Origin of the sequence: Campylobacter concisus (assembly GCF_003048675.2) — a bacterium.
In the GTDB taxonomy this organism is placed as follows: domain Bacteria; phylum Campylobacterota; class Campylobacteria; order Campylobacterales; family Campylobacteraceae; genus Campylobacter_A; species Campylobacter_A concisus_F.
This window is the reverse complement of sequence record NZ_CP060707.1, coordinates 69,605-86,924: the sequence shown is the minus strand read 5'-3', so window position 1 is coordinate 86,924 and position 17,320 is coordinate 69,605. Positions and strand designations below refer to the sequence as shown.

Genomic DNA, 17,320 nt, shown 5'->3' with positions numbered 1-17,320 from the left:
CAAAACGAAAATTTAAGAATTTATTTTTAAAAGGCTTGAAATTTGGATTAACTAGATTTTAAAGCTTATGTGGATAAGATTTTGTCTTTTAGAAGTGGTGACCCATACGAGACTCGAACTCGTGTTACCGCCGTGAAAGGGCGATGTCCTAACCGCTAGACGAATGGGCCACGGTCGGTTATGAAGTTGGGATTATATTACTTTTTAACTTAAATTTACATAAAAGGACAAATCGTTGAAGAAATTTTCACTTGTTGTATTATCTGCTCTCATTTTTTCAGGCTGTGTTGCGACTAAAACACCGCAAAGCTCGCAAGCTTTTCAGGTCACTTTATTTTCTCCGATGATAAAGATAAATGATGTTGGATTTTTTCACATTTATAAAAATGATCTAAATTTGCAAATTTATAGCTCTGGCGTAAATACGGCAAATATCAACATAAAGGACAAAATTTGCGTAAATAGCGCTTGTTTTAAAAAGACTGAATTTAACGAGAAATTTTTTCTAGCGCCGCATTATGAGAGCCTTTTTGAAGAGATTTTGCAAAGGCAAAAAATTTATGACGGCAAAGGTCTAAGCACCACAGAGTGCGGCTTTAGACAAGATCTAAGTTCTTATTTTATAAAATACGAAGTTTGCGATAACTACGTCAAATTTATCGACAGCAAAAATAAAATAAAAGTGATAATAAAAGAGTTAAAATGAGATACATAGGAGCTCACGTAAGTGCGGCTGGAGGCGTATTTAACGCGCCGCTAAATGCTGCAAAAATAGGAGCAAATGCCTTTGCGCTTTTTACAAAAAACCAGCGTCAATGGAGCGCAAAAGAGCTAAGCGAGGGCGAGATAGAGCAGTTTAAAGCAAATTTAAAGGCCTCTGGCATAAGCGCTGATCACGTCTTGCCACACGCAAGCTACCTCATAAATTTAGGCCATCCAGAAAAAGAGGCAAGAGCTAAATCCCTTGAAGCCTTTATCGATGAGATAGAGCGAGCTAGCCAGCTTGGACTAAAGCTTTTAAATTTCCACCCAGGCTCGCACCTAAAGCAAATAAGCCAAAATGAGTGCCTAGATAACATCGCTAGTTGCATAAATGAAGCGCTAAAACGAACAAGTGGCGTAAAGCTTGTCATCGAAAACACAGCCGCACAAGGCTCAAATTTAGGCTTTGACTTTGCGCAGCTGGCGTATTTGATCGAGCGAGTTGATGATGAGAGCAGAGTTGGCGTTTGCATCGATACTTGCCACGCATTTGCCGCTGGATACGATCTAAGAAGCAAAGAGGCTTACGCTAAGACGATGGGCGAATTTGACGCGATCATCGGCTATAAATTTCTATCTGGCATGCACCTAAATGACGCTAAATTTGGGCTTGGCTCAAAAAAAGATAGGCACGAGAGCCTTGGCAAGGGTGAGCTTGGGCTTGGCGCTTTTGAAAATATAATAAATGATGATAAAATAGGCGAAATTCCCTTGATTTTAGAGACGATTGACGAGAGCATTTGGGAAGATGAGATCAAAATTTTAAGAAACCTAGAAAAGGAAAAGCTATGAAAAGAGTGCTTTTAAGCATTGTTGCGACGTGTTCTTTATTAAATGCTGGGGGTTATAAGGTCACTGAGCAAAGTGCTGATTCTTTGGGGCTTGCTGCTAGCAACGTAGCCTTTAGTTTTGGGGCTGATGCGGCTTATTTTAACCCTGCAAATATGATGTTTTTAGACGGGCTTCACCATTTTGAAAGCACGCTTGGTTGGTTTCATATAAATTCCATCGACTTTAAAAGCGATGATGGCAAGAGCTACAGCTCAGAGAAATTTGACTCACTAGCTGGCACATTTAGCTTTGTAACGCCAGAAATTTATGAAAACTGGAGATTTGGATTAGCCCTTGCTGTGCCTGCTGCTGTTGGCATCTCGTGGGAGGATCCAGAGACTGCTTTTACTGGCAAGAGGTTCAAACTACAAGTTGTCGAGCTAAATCCAACCGTGGCTTACCGCATAAATGACAAACTTGCCATTGCTCTGGGCGCTAGAGGCGTTTATAGCAAAGGCAAGATAGCAAGCGACTTTGGACGTTTTGGCTACAGAGAGATACAAGGCGATGGCATAAACTACGGCTACAACGTCGCTCTTACATATAGACCTATCGAGGATCTAAGCTTTGCGGTGACTTACCGCTCGAAGGTAAATTTAGAGCTTAAAGGTAGCGCTGATGCTGATTTTAACGGACCGCTAGCGCCTATAAGCTATCATGGCAAGACAAAAGTTGAAATCCCTCTACCTGCACAGCTAGTGCTTGCTACTGGATATAAATTTAGTGATTTTACCCTTTTGCTAGCTTTCGAGAGGACATACTGGTCTAAATTTAAAGATTATGACTTTGAATATGATGATAAGACGGCAGCTCATTCACACCCTATTCTAGGTAGATACTTTAAGGCATTTATGGACGATCCAGTCGTTAAAAATGCAAAAGATACAAACACATATAGGATAGGTCTTGCTTACGACGTAAATGAAAAACTTAGGCTAATGGCTGGCTTTTCATACGATGAGGATATCACTAGCAGCGAGCATACTGGCTTAGAGCTTCCAAACACCACCTCTCAGGCATATTCGTTTGGGGCAAACTATAAATTTACGCCAAATTTAGAGCTAGGACTAGGCTATCTCTATCAGCACCGAGACAAAAAGCGTGCGACAGGTATAAAAAATGGTACTATCAATGGCACCGGCTCAATGTCTGGCGAATTTGACGCAAGTAGCGTCCAGATAGCTGCAATGACATTTAAATACTCTTTCTAGGGCTAAAAATGCAATACTCTTATAATAATTTTTATGAAATTTTAACCAAGGTGGCAAAAGAGAGTCCAAACCAGATAGCGATCTTTGATGAAAAAGAGAAGCTAAAATACCACGAACTAAAGCAAAATGTCGATAAAGTGGCGGCTTACTTGCAGCTTTGCGGGGTAAATTTTGGCGATAAAGTGGCTATGGCGGTGGCAAATTCGAAAGAGTTTATCATCTCATACCTTGCTATCACGGCTATCGGCGCGGTCGCAGTGCCGATGAACACCTTTTTAAAGACGACAGAATTTGAGTACATCATAAATGACTGCGGTGCGAGGGTGCTTTTTGCCTCCAGCTCGCTTGCAAAGGAGCTAATCGCACTTAGTGAGCTTGAAATTTTAAGAAAGATCGTCTGGATCGGGCAAACGCCAAAAAAACTTCAAAGTGCCTCAAAGGACGACTATGTAAGCGTTGATGAGGAGTATGGCGAGAGTGCCTATCTATCTTCAACTCCACAAATTTCAAAAGAGGATATGAGTAAGGGCTATGAAAATAACGGCGTTGTAAAAAATGTAAATTTCAGCGAAGCGCTAAATCACAAATACACCCTAAGCATCACAAAATACCCTAAAATAGACGATCTCATGCACATCATCTACACCTCAGGCACCACAGGCAAGCCAAAGGGTGCGATGATAAGCTATAAAAATATCTTCTCAAACGTCATCGGCGCTCATGAGCGTTTTAAGGTTAAAAAAAGCGATAGATTTATCGTATTTTTACCGATGTTTCATAGCTTTACGCTCACAGCGATGGTGCTTTTACCGATATTTTCAGGTGCTTCGATGGTGCTTATAAAGTCGGTTTTCCCTTTCTCAAACGTGCTAAAACAGGCTTTACTAAAGCGAGTCACTGTATTTTTGGGTATCCCAGCCATCTATACAGCCATTGGCAAGGCAAAAATTCCTTGGTATTTTAGATGGTTTAACCGCATAAGGCTATTTGTAAGTGGTGCTGCTCCGCTAGCTAAACAAACTATCGATGACTTTAGAGTGAAATTCCCGCGCGCGACGCTCGTTGAGGGATATGGCCTTAGCGAATGCTCTCCGATCGTGGCGGCAAATTTATTTGACAAGCAAAAGCTTTTAAGCGTAGGTCCTGCGCTAAATGGCTATGAGGTTAAGATCGTAGATGATGAGATGATGGAGCTTCCACTCGGCCAGATCGGCGAGATCATCATAAAAGGCGACTGCGTCATGCAGGGCTACTACGGCATGCCAAGCGTGACTGACGAGACTATCATAAATGGCTGGCTAAAGACTGGGGACCTTGGCAAGATCGATGAAGAGGGCTTTATCTACATCGTTGATCGCAAAAAAGACCTCATCATATCAAAAGGCATAAACATCTATCCGCGCGAGATCGAAGAGGTCATTTATAAGCTCGAAGCAGTCGAGGCGACCGCGGTAATCGGCGTAAAAGACGTGCACGCAGACGAAGAGGTCGTAGCTTTCATACAGGTAAAAGATGGCATGGATCTTGATGAAAAGACGGTTAGAGAGCATCTAAAGAAAAATTTAGCAAATTTCAAAATTCCAAAAAGCATTTATTTTGCCGAGGAGCTGCCTAGAAACGCAACTGGCAAGGTGCTAAAACGCGTGCTAAAAGAGCAGATAAAGGATAAAATTTAGTGAAGTATTTGCTTGATTTTCTAAACCAAGACCTCAAAAAAAGTAAAATTTACGAGCTTATAAAATGCGGCGATGAAGAGGGAGAAATTTTAAAATACCTAAGCAAAGCCTACGTACAAGGCACGGCTAGCATGAGCGTTTTTGAGCTACTTGGAGCTGTTTTTGGCACGCAAAATGAAAAGCAGCTTTTATACCTTAAATTTATAAAAAATTTGCTGGGTAGCGGCTGGATAGTGCAAAACTACAGCCTCTTTAAAATGCCAGAAAACTCGCAAAAAAGCTCAAACCAAGGGCTACTCTCGCTACTTCACTCTGAAATTTCACTCTCTAGCACATTTTTAAAGATCCTTGAAGATGGCAACGCTGATATAAATTTACCAGAGCTTGCGCCTTATGAAGATCATTTGGAGTATTTAAAAGATCAGTTTTTAAAGATAGAGCTTTACTCAAAGGCTGCGATCTTTGAAGGTGGCTCAAATGACGCTAAAAAGCGGATAAACGAGCAAATTTCTGAGCTAACAAAGCGGATAAATGAGCGTGTAAAACTAAGCAAGATCAGCCTAAAAATAGAGCAAATTTTTAAAGAAAACTCACTTGATGAAAAAGAGCAGATCATATTTTTAGCCCTTTTAAAAGAGGAGTATGCGGGCGACTTTGAAAACGGCCGCGACCTAAACACGCTAGTTGGGCTAATAAGCAAAGACGAGCTTGAACGCATCAAAAATCGCACACTTTTAGAGGACGGCTCAAGGCTCATAGAGGGCGCACTAATCGACTACGACGAGGTTTTAAACGCTTATGGCAACGTAAGCAAGAGCTTTTTTATAAACGAAGAAATTTTGCAAAGCATAATGCACCCAAAAAATGACAAAAACAGCAAAAAAATCAAGATCGAAAGCCTAGTAAAAGAGCAAGAAATTTTTGAGCTCATTGAGCCAGTAACAAGCCTAGAAGACGTCGTGCTAAACGAAAAGACAAAGCAGCTTTTAAGCACGATACTAAAGCAAGTCGATAAAAAAGTGCTCGCTAGACTTAGCAGCTGGGGCATAAAAACTAGGAAAAATATAGACGCCAAGATCATCTTTTATGGCGAGCCTGGTACTGGTAAGACGATGAGTGCCGTTGGGCTTGCAAAGAGCCTAAAGAAGCAAATTCTAAGCTTTGACTGCTCAAAAATTTTAAGCAAATATGTCGGCGAGAGCGAGCAAAATGTAAGGAAAATTTTTGACACTTACAAAGAAATTTGCAAAAAAAGTGGCAGCGAGCCAGTGCTTTTGCTAAACGAGGCTGATCAGTTTTTAAGCACGAGAGTGGAGAGCTCGAGTGGGGCTGAAAAGATGCATAATCAAATGCAAAATATCTTTTTAGAGCAGATCGAGCGCTTTGAGGGCGTGCTGATCGCAACGACAAATTTCTTACAAAGCCTTGATGTGGCGTTTTCTAGGAGGTTTGACTATAAGATCGAGTTTAAAAAGCCTGATTATAACGGTAGGCTCGCCATTTGGCGTAAAATTTTGCCTGAAAATGCGAGCTTTGAAGATGGCTTTAGCGTAGAAAGGTTGGCTGAGTTTAACCTAAGTGGCGCTCAGATCGTCCTTGCGCTAAAAAATACCGCTTTGAAAGTGGCGATAAAAGATGATGGGATTTTCACCTTTGAGGACTTCAAAACCACGATAGAGCGCGAGCTAAACTCAAGCTTTGGCGAGGATAAAAAGATGGGATTTGGCTCTTAAGCCTTATCTTATTTTATAAATTTGACTTTGCACTACAAAAATCACTGACGTTTATAAGAAATTTGCTTCACTCAATAAAATTTAGACGAGTTTTATCACTAAAACATGAAAAACGTGAGTTAAATTTAAGCTTTGGCGATAAAAAATGTAGATAACTGCCGAGAGTGTTAAATTTTGTTTTTATGCGGAGCATGCTCCTAAAAGCGATAGGGAAAGCGGGCTAAATTTGAGCTTTGACAAGAAAAAGGATAGGCTTGCTCTTGGGTTTTTAAAGTGTCTTGTAGGCTTTACGTCACCACAAATACAAAGTGCGGATATCAAATTTGCTTTTATCTATTAAATTTACAAGAAACCTGCCACTAAAGTTATAGAAAACGCAAAACAAATTTGATCTTTGGCAAAGTAAAAAGAGGCTTTTCTCTTTGGCTTTTTTTAAATATACGCTTTGCGCTACGAGGCGAAGCATAAAGTATCGGTACTTGCCAAACTAAACGCGGAATTTTTTTTACAACTAGTTTTTCGTAAAAAACTACGACAGGATGATGTCACTCATAGGCTCTTTGTATAAATTTAACTAGCTCGTTTGCTTTCAATTTTAAAATTTATCTGCTCTGTAACTCCCGTTTAGGCAGATAAATTTTTACATAAGATGTTTCTTCACTTTTTCATTAAAGTAGATGACTGCAGGACAAAGTATGAAATTAAATTTGAGCGAAAAATCACAGCACGGCAGATACTCACTTATAGAAATTTTAACTATTCGTCTGCTATAAATTTATTACCGCAACCTTTGCTAATGGGTAGCTTTTATCCAAAAAACCGCAAAATTTTGAAATTTATCCACTCCCCATTAAACACCAAGCGCACAAAGTGCATATCTCTAGTTGCGTATGTTTTTGCATTAAATTTTTTATCTATGAAAATTTACAAAGGCCACAAGCATGATAAATGCGCTCATAACCGCTTAATGTAAATTTGGCTCACTGCTTCAAATTTTCTATCGCATTTTTGCCAAAAAAATTTTAAATTTTATCCGCCGTGTGAAGCGTGGGCGTGAGTGCTTTTTTAAAACACTTTATCATTTTTCCTAATACAAAAGTCGCCCACTTCACGAAATTTAACGACAAAAAACCCAGTAAATTTCAAACTAACTTCCGCGACTTTTGCAACATCACTTTTTGCACTAAAAAAAGCAAAATTTATCGATATTTTTAATAATAAAAAATTTAAAAGGCTATAAAATTTTAGTAGTCAAATTTATAGAGAAATTTACTGATTGATCTTATCAAGCAGCTCTTCAACCTCTTCAAGCGCAAAGGCCTCTTCTGAGCTTTGTTTTAAGAAGCTCTCCATAAATTCTTTCTTTGAGATCGCAAGGTCAAGCTCCTTGTCGCTGCCCTTTTGATATGCGCCGATGCGAAGCAGGACCTCATTTTCTTTTAAAAGCGAGTAAAGGCGCTTAAATTTCATAGCATTTAGCTTGTGTTCTTTGCCGATCACGTCGCCCATGACACGCGAGGCCGAGTTTTGGATATTGATAGGTGGGTAGATGCCAAAGTCCGTTAGCTCGCGGCTTAGCACGATGTGTCCGTCTAGGATAGAGCGGCTTTGGTCAGCTATCGGGTCGCTCATATCATCGCCCTCGACTAGCACGGTAAAAAACGCTGTGATACTGCCCTTGCCCTCCTCTTTGCCCGCGCGCTCCATCAGCTGCGGCAAGAGTGTGAGCGAGCTTGGCGGATAACCCTTTGAGGTCGGTGGCTCGCCAAGCGCAAGGCCGATCTCACGCTGCGCCATCGCAAAACGCGTCACGCTATCCATGATGAAAAGCACGTCGTTGCCCTGCTGTTTGAAGTATTCAGCCACGCTCATCGCACAAAATGCGCCGTATTTTCGCATGAGCGAGCTATCATCACTGGTCGCTACGATGATGACCGTGCCCTCTAGGTCGCCACCTAGGTTTTTTTCGATAAATTCAGGCACCTCACGGCCACGCTCGCCTATTAGCGCGACTACTTTTATGGGAGCTAGCGTATTTTTTACGATCATGCCCATGAGGGTTGATTTGCCCACGCCTGAACCTGCGAAAATTCCCAGCTTTTGCCCCTTGCCGCAGGTAAGCAGCCCATCTATCGTCTTTATGCCAACACTAAAAGGCTCGTTTATAAGCCCCCTTTTCATCGCATCTATCGGCGCTCTCATGATCGGCATATATTCAGTTGTATCGATCGCCCCTTTGCCGTCAATTGGCTTCATAAATGGATCGACCACGCGACCTAGCAAATTTGGTCCCACCGGTATGCTCATGCCCTGATCGCTCTCATAGACAAAGTCGCCTATCCTAAAGCCCTCGACAAAGCCAAATGGGCTGATGTAAGCGCCATCTGTCTTTATCTGCGTGACCATGCCAAGGCCGTTTTTACTCTTGTCTTTTGCGACTATGCGCACGATGTCGCCGATACTTGGGCGAAGTCCGGTGATCTCTATCGTAGTAGCTGTGATCTTTGTGATGACGCCGAAGGTATTTGAGAGCTTCACGCCCTCTTTAAGCCTTGAATTTATACGCTCTAAACTCAAAAATGCGTTTCCCTAGGCGAATTTATCAGCGAGAAAAACTCCCTTCTTGTGTCTGCGTTTTTTATAAAGCAGCCCCTAAGCGCCGAGGTCGTGGTAGTCGAGTTTATCTTTTGCACACCTCTCATCTCAACGCACATATGCCTAGCCTCAACGACTACTCCAACGCCTTTTGGAGCGATCACGTCCTCAAGCGCCTTTGCGATCTGCTCGGTCATCTGCTCTTGAATTTGCAAGCGTCTGGCGTAGATATTTACCATGCGTGGAATTTTACTAAGGCCAACAACCTTGCCATTTGGGATGTACGCCACATGCACGCGGCCGATAATAGGCAGCAAATGGTGCTCACAAAGGCTGTAAAACTCGATATTTCGCATTAAGACCATTTCGTTGTTTGAGCTAGTAAAAAGAGCGTCACCAAGCACCTCTTTTGGGTCTTGATCGTATCCGCTAGTTAGAAATTTAAAAGCTTTATAAACGCGCTCTGGAGTTTTTATAAGCCCCTCTCTGTTTGGGTCTTCGCCGATGATAGTTAGCATATTTTTAACTGAATTTTCAAAGCTCTCTTGCATAAATTTTCTCCATAATTTTATCGCCAAATTCTACGTTAAAACGCCTTTTATATCTATAAAAATTTACAAATTTACAATGAAATAAGGAAAATTCTGCTATATTTTGGGCTAAAAATTTGTATTCATAAAGGAATTCGATGGAAATCAAAATCAAAGCTCTAGATAGCGTAAATACCCTAGCAAGCACGACTGTAAGTGCAGATGCTATAAAGTCTAGCGTAGAAAAACTAGCAAAAAAAGCGGCAAAAACTATGAAAGTAGATGGCTTTAGACAAGGTCATGTGCCAGTCGCTGTTGTGCTAAAACGCTACGAGAAAGAGCTAACAAACGACGCTGAGCAAGATGTCTTAAGAGATGTAGTCGAAGAGGCTATCAAACAAGCAGGCAAGAAGAATGACGACCTTATCGGCGAGCCTATCGTTTCAAAATTTGACAAAAAAGATGACAAGATCGACGTTGAGCTAACAGTTTCATTTAAGCCAAGCGTCGATGTGAGTGGCTATGAGAGCTTGATACCTGAGTTTTCAAACCCACGCGTTTTGAAAAAAGATATCGATGAGAAGAAAACTGAACTTTTAAAAATGATAGCTCCGCTTGAAAAAGTAGAGGGCAAAAGAGGCCTAAAAGTGGGCGATTTTGCTAAATTTGACTTTGAGGGCTTTGTTGATGGTGTTGCATTTGAAGGTGGCAAGGCTGAAAACTACGTGCTTGAGATCGGCTCAAATCAATTCATCCCAGGCTTTGAAGATGGCATGGTAGGCATAAAAGCTGGCGGAGAAAAAGATATAAACGTTAAATTTCCAGAAAACTATGGCGCTGCACATTTAGCTGGCAAAGATGCTGTTTTTAAAGTCAAACTTCATGAAATTCAAGAGAGAAAGATCCCTGAAAAACTAGATGAAGAGATGCTAAAAACTATCCTTCCAAACGAAGAAAAACCAACTGAAGAGCTACTTGAAGAGCGCATAAAAGAGCAAATTCGCCAAGAGAAAATTTATAAACTTATAAACGAAGAGCTAAAGCCAAAATTTGCTGAAGCTGCGGTTGAGAAATTTAAATTTGATGTGCCAAAAAATATCGTCGAGCAAGAGATCGATATGCAGTTTAGAAACGCATGGAGCACATTTACTCCAGACGATATGAAGAAATTTAGAGAAGACAAAGATGCCCTAGCTAAAAAACGTGACGAGTATAGAAAAGACGCTGAAAATAGTGTTCGCCTAACTTTCATCATCGATGAGTTAGCTCGCGTAAGGGGCGTAAAAGTGAGCGATCAAGAGGTCGTTCAAGCGATCTATTTTGAGGCGTATAGAAGCGGACAAGACCCAAAAGCGCACCTTGAGATGTACCGCAACCAAGGCATGCTTCCAGCTATAAAGATGTCGATGATCGAAGAGAAGCTATTTAGCGAGCTTTTCAACAAAGAGAAAGACGAGAAAAAAGCAAGCAAAAAAGAGAAGGCTGAGTAATGAGCTATTACGTTCCTGTCGTAGTTGAAAGAACTAGCAGAGGTGAGCGAAGCTATGATATATACTCCCGTCTTTTAAAAGACAGGATCGTTATGCTAAGTGGCGAGATAGAGGACGGCATGGCCGCTTCTATCGTCGCTCAGCTGCTATTTTTAGAGGCTGAAGATCCAGACAAAGATATATACCTTTACATAAACTCACCAGGTGGCGTCATAACAAGTGGCTTTAGCATATATGACACGATGAACTATATAAAGCCAGATGTTTGCACGATCTGCATCGGTCAGGCCGCTAGCATGGGTGCGTTTTTGCTAAGCTGTGGCGCACCTGGCAAGAGATATGCACTGCCAAATTCTCGTATCATGATACACCAACCACTTGGTGGCGCTAGAGGACAAGCGACTGATATCGAGATACAAGCACGTGAAATTCTACGTTTGAAAGAAATTTTAAATGGAATTTTGGCAAAAAATACAGGCCAAAAGCTAAGCAAGATCGTAAAAGATACTGAGCGCGACTTCTTTATGAGTTCAGCTGAAGCTAAAGAATACGGACTTGTCGATAAAATTTTGGAGAAAAGTTTTAAATAAGGCCCAAAGTGATAAAGATAGATAACGCACCAGATCCAAAGAAAAAAGCAGCTGAAGCAAAACCAGCTGTCAAAAAAGAAAAGGTAAATATCTATAAATTTTCAGAGGACGTTTTGCACGAGTTAAGTGACGACAACGTCCCATCTACGCCAACAAACTACTCAATATATTTTGAAAAGATGCTTGATGGGCAGTCAGATGAGTTTAGAAAAGAGATCGGTGATATCATCGTGGCAAATTCTGAAAGCTCGGTGCCTACAAATGGCAACATCTCTATCGAAAAAGAGGTAAAACAAGGCTTTATCCAGATAAAGAGCATGCTTCAAGCTGTCGTGCTCATCTATAAAAATTTAGGTGTTATGAGAGGCCTAGTGCAAAAGCGTATGGATGGGCTTAAAAACAACACAAATGTCCTTGCGCTCCAAAATGTTTTAAGCGCCTTTAACCAAGACCTCATCAAGCTAAACGACCTCATGGACAAGCATCTTGACGTCATCAAGATGAGCTATGAAGAGGTCGGCAAGATGTTTAAGGCGATCGAAGAGCAGTCGATCTACGACACGACCTACGAGGTCTATAACAAGAAATTTCTAGTAGCGACCATAAGCAGTGAGATCGAGTCTGTTAGGCGCTACGGCTATAATGCCTCATTTTTGTTAGTCAAGATAAAAGATAAATTTGCAAACCGCGTTAAAAATTTAAAAGAGCGAAACAATATGTTTAAAAGTATGTCACAGCTTCTTTTAAGGACTTCACGTAGAAGCGATATAGTCGCACACTACGGCGATGGCTGCTTTGCTATGGTGATGAAATACACCGACGAAAATGGCACAAAGCAAGCGTGCGCTAGAATTTTAAACATGCTCTCATCTATGCCATGGAAGATCGACAACGAAGAGTGCAAACTAGATGTGCAGATCGTCTCAAGCATGATCTCAAAGACAAAAAGTACCGAAGAGTTGCTCTCTCACGCACTTGACAAGTTAGAGACCAACCAAGATCTAAATGAGCCGCTATTTTTAGACGAGAAAGCAGAGAATTAGTTTGATCCTAGAAGTTTTATCCTATCCAAATAAAAAACTTTATGAAATTTCAAAAGAGGTTGAGGTTTTCGATGAGAAGCTTCACAAACTTCTTGATGATATGTATGAGACGATGATCGCAAAAGAAGGCATCGGTCTTGCGGCCATACAAATAGGCGTTGCAAAGAGAATTTTCATCATAAATTTAGCCAACGAAGAGGGCGTGCAAGATAAAGAACATTTAATCGAGATCATAAATCCTAAATTTGAACTACGTGAAGGCGAGTGTGTCTATCAAGAGGGCTGCCTTAGTGTGCCTGGCTACTACGAGGACGTTAAGCGAAGTGAGGTCGTTAGCATTAAATTTCAAGACCGCTTTGGCAAAGAGCAGACCTTAAAAACTGATGGGCTACTAGCGATCGCTATCCAGCATGAAAATGACCACCTAGACGGACATCTTTTTATAGAAAAAATAGGCTTTAACAAGCGCAAAAAATTCGACAAGGAATACAAAAAGCAAAAAAAAGAAAAGACATCATGAAGTCCCTAAAATGTGCTACATACGGCGACGGACTAAAGATCATTGATGTTGAGTCGATCTTTTCTCGTGGGCTTCCTGGCTTTAGCATCGTGGGTCTTGCAAGCACCAGCATCAAAGAGAGTACAGAGCGTGTAAAGGCGGCACTTTTAGCGCTTGACTTTGCCTTTCCAGCGCAAAAAATAACTATAAATTTATCCCCCTCCGACCTGCCAAAAAGTGGCTCACACTTTGATCTAAGTATCGCACTTCTCATCGCCCTTCAAAAGGCAAAAAGCTTGGAGAAAATTTTCGTTTTTGGTGAGCTTGGATTAGACGGGAGCGTAAAAAGCACGGCAAATTTGTTCTCTATCCTGCTTTTTTTAAGCACGCAGGTGCAAAATGCAAAAATTTTAGTGCCAAGTGAGATAGCAGCTAAAGCCTCGATGATCCCAAATTTAGAGGTTTATGGCGTTAGCACACTAGAAGAGGCGATCAAGTTTTTTAGCGACGCAGAATTTGCTAAAAGCACGCATTTTAGCGCCACGCACGAGCTATTTTCAAATGTGATAGAAGTTGGCGGCAAAAGATATGTTCCAAATTTAAACTTCGAGCTTGATTTTAAGGATGTTTTGGGTCAAGAAAGAGCCAAAAGGGCCTGCGTCATCGCAGCCGTTGGTATGCACAATATCTTATTTGAAGGCAGCCCAGGCAGCGGCAAGAGCATGTGCGCAAAACGCCTCGTTTATATCATGGCGCCACAAAGCCTAGAAGAGGTGCTAAAGTCCGCCGCCTACCGCTCGCTAAACCTGCAAGATAGCGAATTTACAAGCACTAGAGCCTTTCGCTCACCACATCACACCTCGACAAAAAGCTCGATCTTTGGCGGTGGCTCAAACGTCGCAAAGATCGGCGAGATTGCACTTGCAAATGGCGGAGTGCTATTTTTTGATGAGTTCCCACACTTTCCTAAACAGGTGATTGAAAGCCTTAGAGAGCCACTTGAGGACAATCAAATCCACATCGCAAGGGTAAATTCAAAAGTGACTTATGAGACTAAATTTATCTTCGTCGCAGCGCAAAATCCCTGCCCTTGTGGAAATTTATTCTCACGCAATTTAAACTGCAAATGCAGTGAAAATGAGATAAAAAACTACAAAGCCAAAATTTCAGCCCCAGTGCTTGACCGCATAGACTTAAAAGTCGCGATGAACGAGAGCTCGCCAGACGACAAGGCTAGTTTGAGCTCGCAGCAGATGAGCGAGATGGTTTTAAAAGCCTTTATATTTCAAAAAAAGCGCGCTCAAGACGAGCTAAATGGCAAGCTTAGTGACGCACAAGTGGCTAAATTTTGCACGTTAAACGCCGAAGCGAGTGAAATATTACAAAAGGCCGCCACGAAGTATAACCTCTCACAAAGGGCCATAAAAAGGACGCTTAGAGTGGCTAGAAGCATCGCTGATCTTGATGAGAGCGAGCAAATTTTAAAGCCCCACATCTTAGAGGCGCTTAGTTTTAGGGCATAGAATGAAAAATTTATATTTAGACACGAGAGTTTTAGACGAGCGAGCGAGCGAAAAATTTGGCCTTAGCGAAGAGCTCTTGATGGAAAATGCAGCCACAGCCATAGCAAATTTTATCCGTAAGAAATTTAAAAAAGGCGAGAGAGTGCTTGGCGTTTGTGGCGCAGGAAACAACGGCGCTGACGTGCTTTGTGCTTTAAGGATGCTAGGGGGTGAGTTTGAGTGTGAATTTATCCTAGCTAGTAAAAATTTAAAGCCACTTGCCATTAAACAGCTCGAGCGAGCTAAATTTGCTGGTGTGCGTGAGAACAAAGAGGTAGAAAATAGCTTAAATAGCGCAAAATGCCTCATAGACGGGCTCTTTGGCTCAGGGCTAAATAGAGCTTTGGATCAAAATTTAACTAATCTCATCTCAAAAATAAACGCTAGCCCTGCTTACATCATCGCTTGCGACGTGCCAAGTGGGCTAAGTAACGATGGCAAGGTGCTTGGCGCTTGCGTAAAAGCAGACGCTACTATCACAATGGGAGCTAAAAAGCTAGCTCTTTATAGCGACGCAGCAAAAGACTACGTTGGCAAGATAAAGGTCGCCACTCTTGGCGTAAGCTCGCAAAACTACGAGCGCGAGAGCGACTACCACCTGCTTGAAAAATGCGACCTTATACTTCCAAATAGAAAAAATCAGTGCGTAAATAAGGGCAACTTTGGCCATGCATTTATCATATCTGGCGAGCACATAGGAGCTAGCAATCTTTGCGCAAAGGCGGCGTTTGCCTTTGGAGCTGGGCTAGTTAGCGTGATATGCGAGCAAGGTTTAAATTTACCAACTCATATCATGCAAGCTAGCAAGATAAGCGAGAAAATGAACGCTGGAGCCCTTGGTATGGGGCTTGGCAAAAAAGGCGTAGAAGAGCTTGAGGTGCAAAATTTAAAAGGCAAAAAGCTTGTGCTTGACGCTGATATCTTTTACAGCCAAAAAGTGCTTGACCTACTAAGCGAGAACTGCGTCTTGACACCTCATCCAAAGGAGTTTTGCTCGCTTTTAAAAATTTGCAAAATAGCCGATATAAATGTGCAAACTTTGCAAGAAAACAGACACGCTTACGCTAAGGTTTGGAGCGAGAAATTTAAGGCTGTTCTTGTGCTAAAAGGGGCAAACACTATAATCGCAAAAGAGGGGCAAATTTACGTCATGCCTTATGGCAAAAACGCACTTGCAAAAGGCGGCAGTGGCGACGTGCTAAGCGGTCTTGTGCTAGCACTTTTGGCTCAAGGCTATGAGCCACTAGATGCTGCCATCTCAGCCACCTTAGCTCATGCGCTTAGCCTTAAAAATTTTGGCAAAAACAGCTACGCGCTCGAGCCAACAGACATCATCAAAGGAGTAAAATGCTTACGAAAAAGATAGCCGTGCTTTTTAGCGGCAGTGGCTCAAATTTAGAAGCGATACTTAAAAAAGTTCATAATCAAATTTTTAACGGCGTGAAGATCGAAGTTTGCCTTTGTATCTGTAACAAGCCTGGTGCCTTTGGCATAGAGCGTGCTAAGAAATTTGGGCTTGAAACGACGATAATAGAAAGTGCTAAATTTGACAAACGTGAGGAATTTGACGCTGCTTTGGTGGAGCAAATTTTAAAAAGTGGGGCAGGTCTTACGGTGCTTGCAGGCTTTATGCGGATACTAACGCCAGTTTTTACGACGCAAGTAAAAGCTATAAATTTACATCCTTCTATCCTACCGCTTTTTAAGGGCGCACATGCGATAAAGGAGAGTTTTGAGAGCGATATGATGATAGGCGGTGTGAGCGTGCATTATGTGAGTGAGGAGCTTGATGGGGGCAAACTGATCGCGCAAAGGGCGTTTGAGCGTGAGGATGGCATGAGTTTAGATGAGTGGGAGGCTAAAATTCACGCCATAGAGCATGAAATTTTGCCCCAAAGCATAATAAAAATTTTAACAAAGGAAGTAAATGTTTGAATGGTTAAGTTCGCCAGAGGCGTGGATATCGCTACTTACGCTAACTGGCTTGGAGATAGTTTTAGGCATAGATAACATCATATTTATCGCTATTTTAGTAGGCAAACTGCCGCCAGAGCAAAGGGGCAAAGGCCGCATTTTAGGGCTTGGCTTTGCGATGATCACTAGGATCATCCTGCTACTTTCGCTATTTTGGATCATGAAGCTTACAAAGCCGCTCTTTAGCATAGGCGAGCTTAGCATCACTGGGCGCGATCTAGTGCTCATAATAGGCGGTCTATTTTTGATAGTAAAATCATCAATGGAGATCCACGCAAACGCCACTGGCAAGCATGAAGAGGCTCACGAGAGCAAGTCTCATCCAGGATTTTTTGCGACTATCCTAGAAATAGGCATTTTAGACATAGTCTTTTCGCTTGATAGCGTTATCACCGCAGTTGGTATGGCTCAGCACATCGATATCATGATACTTGCTGTCATCATCGCAGTTGGTGTGATGATGTTTGCCTCAAAGGCGATCTCTGAATTTGTCGATAACAACCCAACGATAAAAATGCTCGCACTTGCATTCTTGGTGCTAGTTGGATTTGCGCTCGTGCTTGATGGCTTTGGCGTGCATGTGCCAAAAGGCTACATCTACTTTGCTATGGGCTTCTCACTAGCGGTTGAATGCCTAAATATCTACGCTAGAAAAAGGGCATTAAGAGATCAAAAATAAAAAATGTGAGCTAAAATTTAGTTTCAAATTTGGCTCATAAAAGATAAATTTAGATAGGTTTGAAGGCGAGCTTTGCTAGCGACATATAAAGCTCTCGCCTTCGCCCGTGATGATATAAAATACTCGCAAAAGACGCAGGGATCAA

15 protein-coding genes and 1 tRNA gene are annotated in these 17,320 nt (G+C 41.8%); 13 read left to right on the top strand and 3 right to left on the bottom strand.

Annotated features, from left to right (window positions below; all coding sequences use genetic code 11):
* Positions 1-95 precede the first annotated feature (95 nt).
* A tRNA-Glu gene (locus CVT00_RS00450) sits at positions 96-170 on the bottom strand.
* 65 nt (positions 171-235) lie between these two features.
* Between CVT00_RS00450 and CVT00_RS00445 the strand changes: the two genes are divergently transcribed.
* From CVT00_RS00445 to CVT00_RS00425, 5 genes are read left to right on the top strand one after another with little or no spacing between them, the layout of a single operon-like run.
* The gene (locus tag CVT00_RS00445; protein WP_021086600.1) at positions 236-706 is read left to right on the top strand and encodes a hypothetical protein; all 471 of its coding nucleotides are present in this window, start codon (positions 236-238) and stop codon (positions 704-706) included.
* On the top strand, positions 703-1,554 hold the full coding sequence (nfo, locus tag CVT00_RS00440; RefSeq protein ID WP_103574122.1) for a deoxyribonuclease IV: 852 nt from the start codon (positions 703-705) through the stop codon (positions 1,552-1,554). The genes CVT00_RS00445 and nfo overlap by 4 nt, the downstream gene beginning before the upstream one ends.
* Positions 1,551-2,804, top strand: coding sequence for an OmpP1/FadL family transporter (locus CVT00_RS00435; protein ID WP_107915034.1), 1,254 nt, complete (start codon positions 1,551-1,553; stop codon positions 2,802-2,804). The genes nfo and CVT00_RS00435 overlap by 4 nt, the downstream gene beginning before the upstream one ends.
* An 8-nt stretch (positions 2,805-2,812) precedes the next feature.
* Positions 2,813-4,480 (top strand): fatty acid--CoA ligase, encoded by a 1,668-nt coding sequence (locus tag CVT00_RS00430; protein ID WP_107915032.1) that lies wholly within the window; start codon positions 2,813-2,815, stop codon positions 4,478-4,480.
* Entirely contained in the window at positions 4,480-6,213 is a 1,734-nt protein-coding gene (locus CVT00_RS00425; protein WP_103570541.1) for an ATP-binding protein, read from the top strand. Before CVT00_RS00430 ends, CVT00_RS00425 begins: the two co-directional genes overlap by 1 nt.
* 1,269 nt (positions 6,214-7,482) lie before the next feature.
* Here the strand turns inward: CVT00_RS00425 and fliI are convergent.
* Complete coding sequence (gene fliI / locus CVT00_RS00420) at positions 7,483-8,790, bottom strand: flagellar protein export ATPase FliI (RefSeq protein WP_004317323.1); 1,308 nt, start codon at positions 8,788-8,790, stop codon at positions 7,483-7,485.
* Positions 8,787-9,359: a GTP cyclohydrolase I FolE gene (folE, locus tag CVT00_RS00415; RefSeq protein WP_103625140.1), complete on the bottom strand. Its 573-nt coding sequence runs from the start codon at positions 9,357-9,359 to the stop codon at positions 8,787-8,789. The genes fliI and folE overlap by 4 nt, the downstream gene beginning before the upstream one ends.
* A 137-nt stretch (positions 9,360-9,496) precedes the next feature.
* Between folE and tig the strand changes: the two genes are divergently transcribed.
* The 8 genes from tig to CVT00_RS00375 are packed head-to-tail and all read left to right on the top strand — an operon-like array spanning position 9,497 to position 17,175.
* Positions 9,497-10,828, top strand: coding sequence for a trigger factor (gene tig / locus CVT00_RS00410; RefSeq protein ID WP_103630005.1), 1,332 nt, complete (start codon positions 9,497-9,499; stop codon positions 10,826-10,828).
* The gene (clpP, locus tag CVT00_RS00405) at positions 10,828-11,418 is read left to right on the top strand and encodes an ATP-dependent Clp endopeptidase proteolytic subunit ClpP (RefSeq protein WP_004317374.1); all 591 of its coding nucleotides are present in this window, start codon (positions 10,828-10,830) and stop codon (positions 11,416-11,418) included. Before tig ends, clpP begins: the two co-directional genes overlap by 1 nt.
* An 8-nt stretch (positions 11,419-11,426) precedes the next feature.
* The gene (locus CVT00_RS00400; RefSeq protein ID WP_103558308.1) at positions 11,427-12,461 is read left to right on the top strand and encodes a GGDEF domain-containing protein; all 1,035 of its coding nucleotides are present in this window, start codon (positions 11,427-11,429) and stop codon (positions 12,459-12,461) included.
* 1 nt (position 12,462) lies between these two features.
* Complete coding sequence (def, locus tag CVT00_RS00395) at positions 12,463-12,981, top strand: peptide deformylase (RefSeq protein ID WP_103558309.1); 519 nt, start codon at positions 12,463-12,465, stop codon at positions 12,979-12,981.
* Entirely contained in the window at positions 12,978-14,483 is a 1,506-nt protein-coding gene (locus CVT00_RS00390; protein WP_103558310.1) for a YifB family Mg chelatase-like AAA ATPase, read from the top strand. Before def ends, CVT00_RS00390 begins: the two co-directional genes overlap by 4 nt.
* A 1-nt stretch (position 14,484) precedes the next feature.
* Positions 14,485-15,888 carry an NAD(P)H-hydrate dehydratase gene (locus CVT00_RS00385; protein WP_103558311.1) on the top strand — a complete coding sequence of 468 codons (1,404 nt, stop codon included), beginning with the start codon at positions 14,485-14,487 and terminating at the stop codon, positions 15,886-15,888.
* On the top strand, positions 15,870-16,457 hold the full coding sequence (gene purN / locus CVT00_RS00380; RefSeq protein ID WP_021088807.1) for a phosphoribosylglycinamide formyltransferase: 588 nt from the start codon (positions 15,870-15,872) through the stop codon (positions 16,455-16,457). Before CVT00_RS00385 ends, purN begins: the two co-directional genes overlap by 19 nt.
* Positions 16,450-17,175: a TerC family protein gene (locus CVT00_RS00375; RefSeq protein ID WP_103558312.1), complete on the top strand. Its 726-nt coding sequence runs from the start codon at positions 16,450-16,452 to the stop codon at positions 17,173-17,175. The genes purN and CVT00_RS00375 overlap by 8 nt, the downstream gene beginning before the upstream one ends.
* Positions 17,176-17,320: the final 145 nt, after the last annotated feature.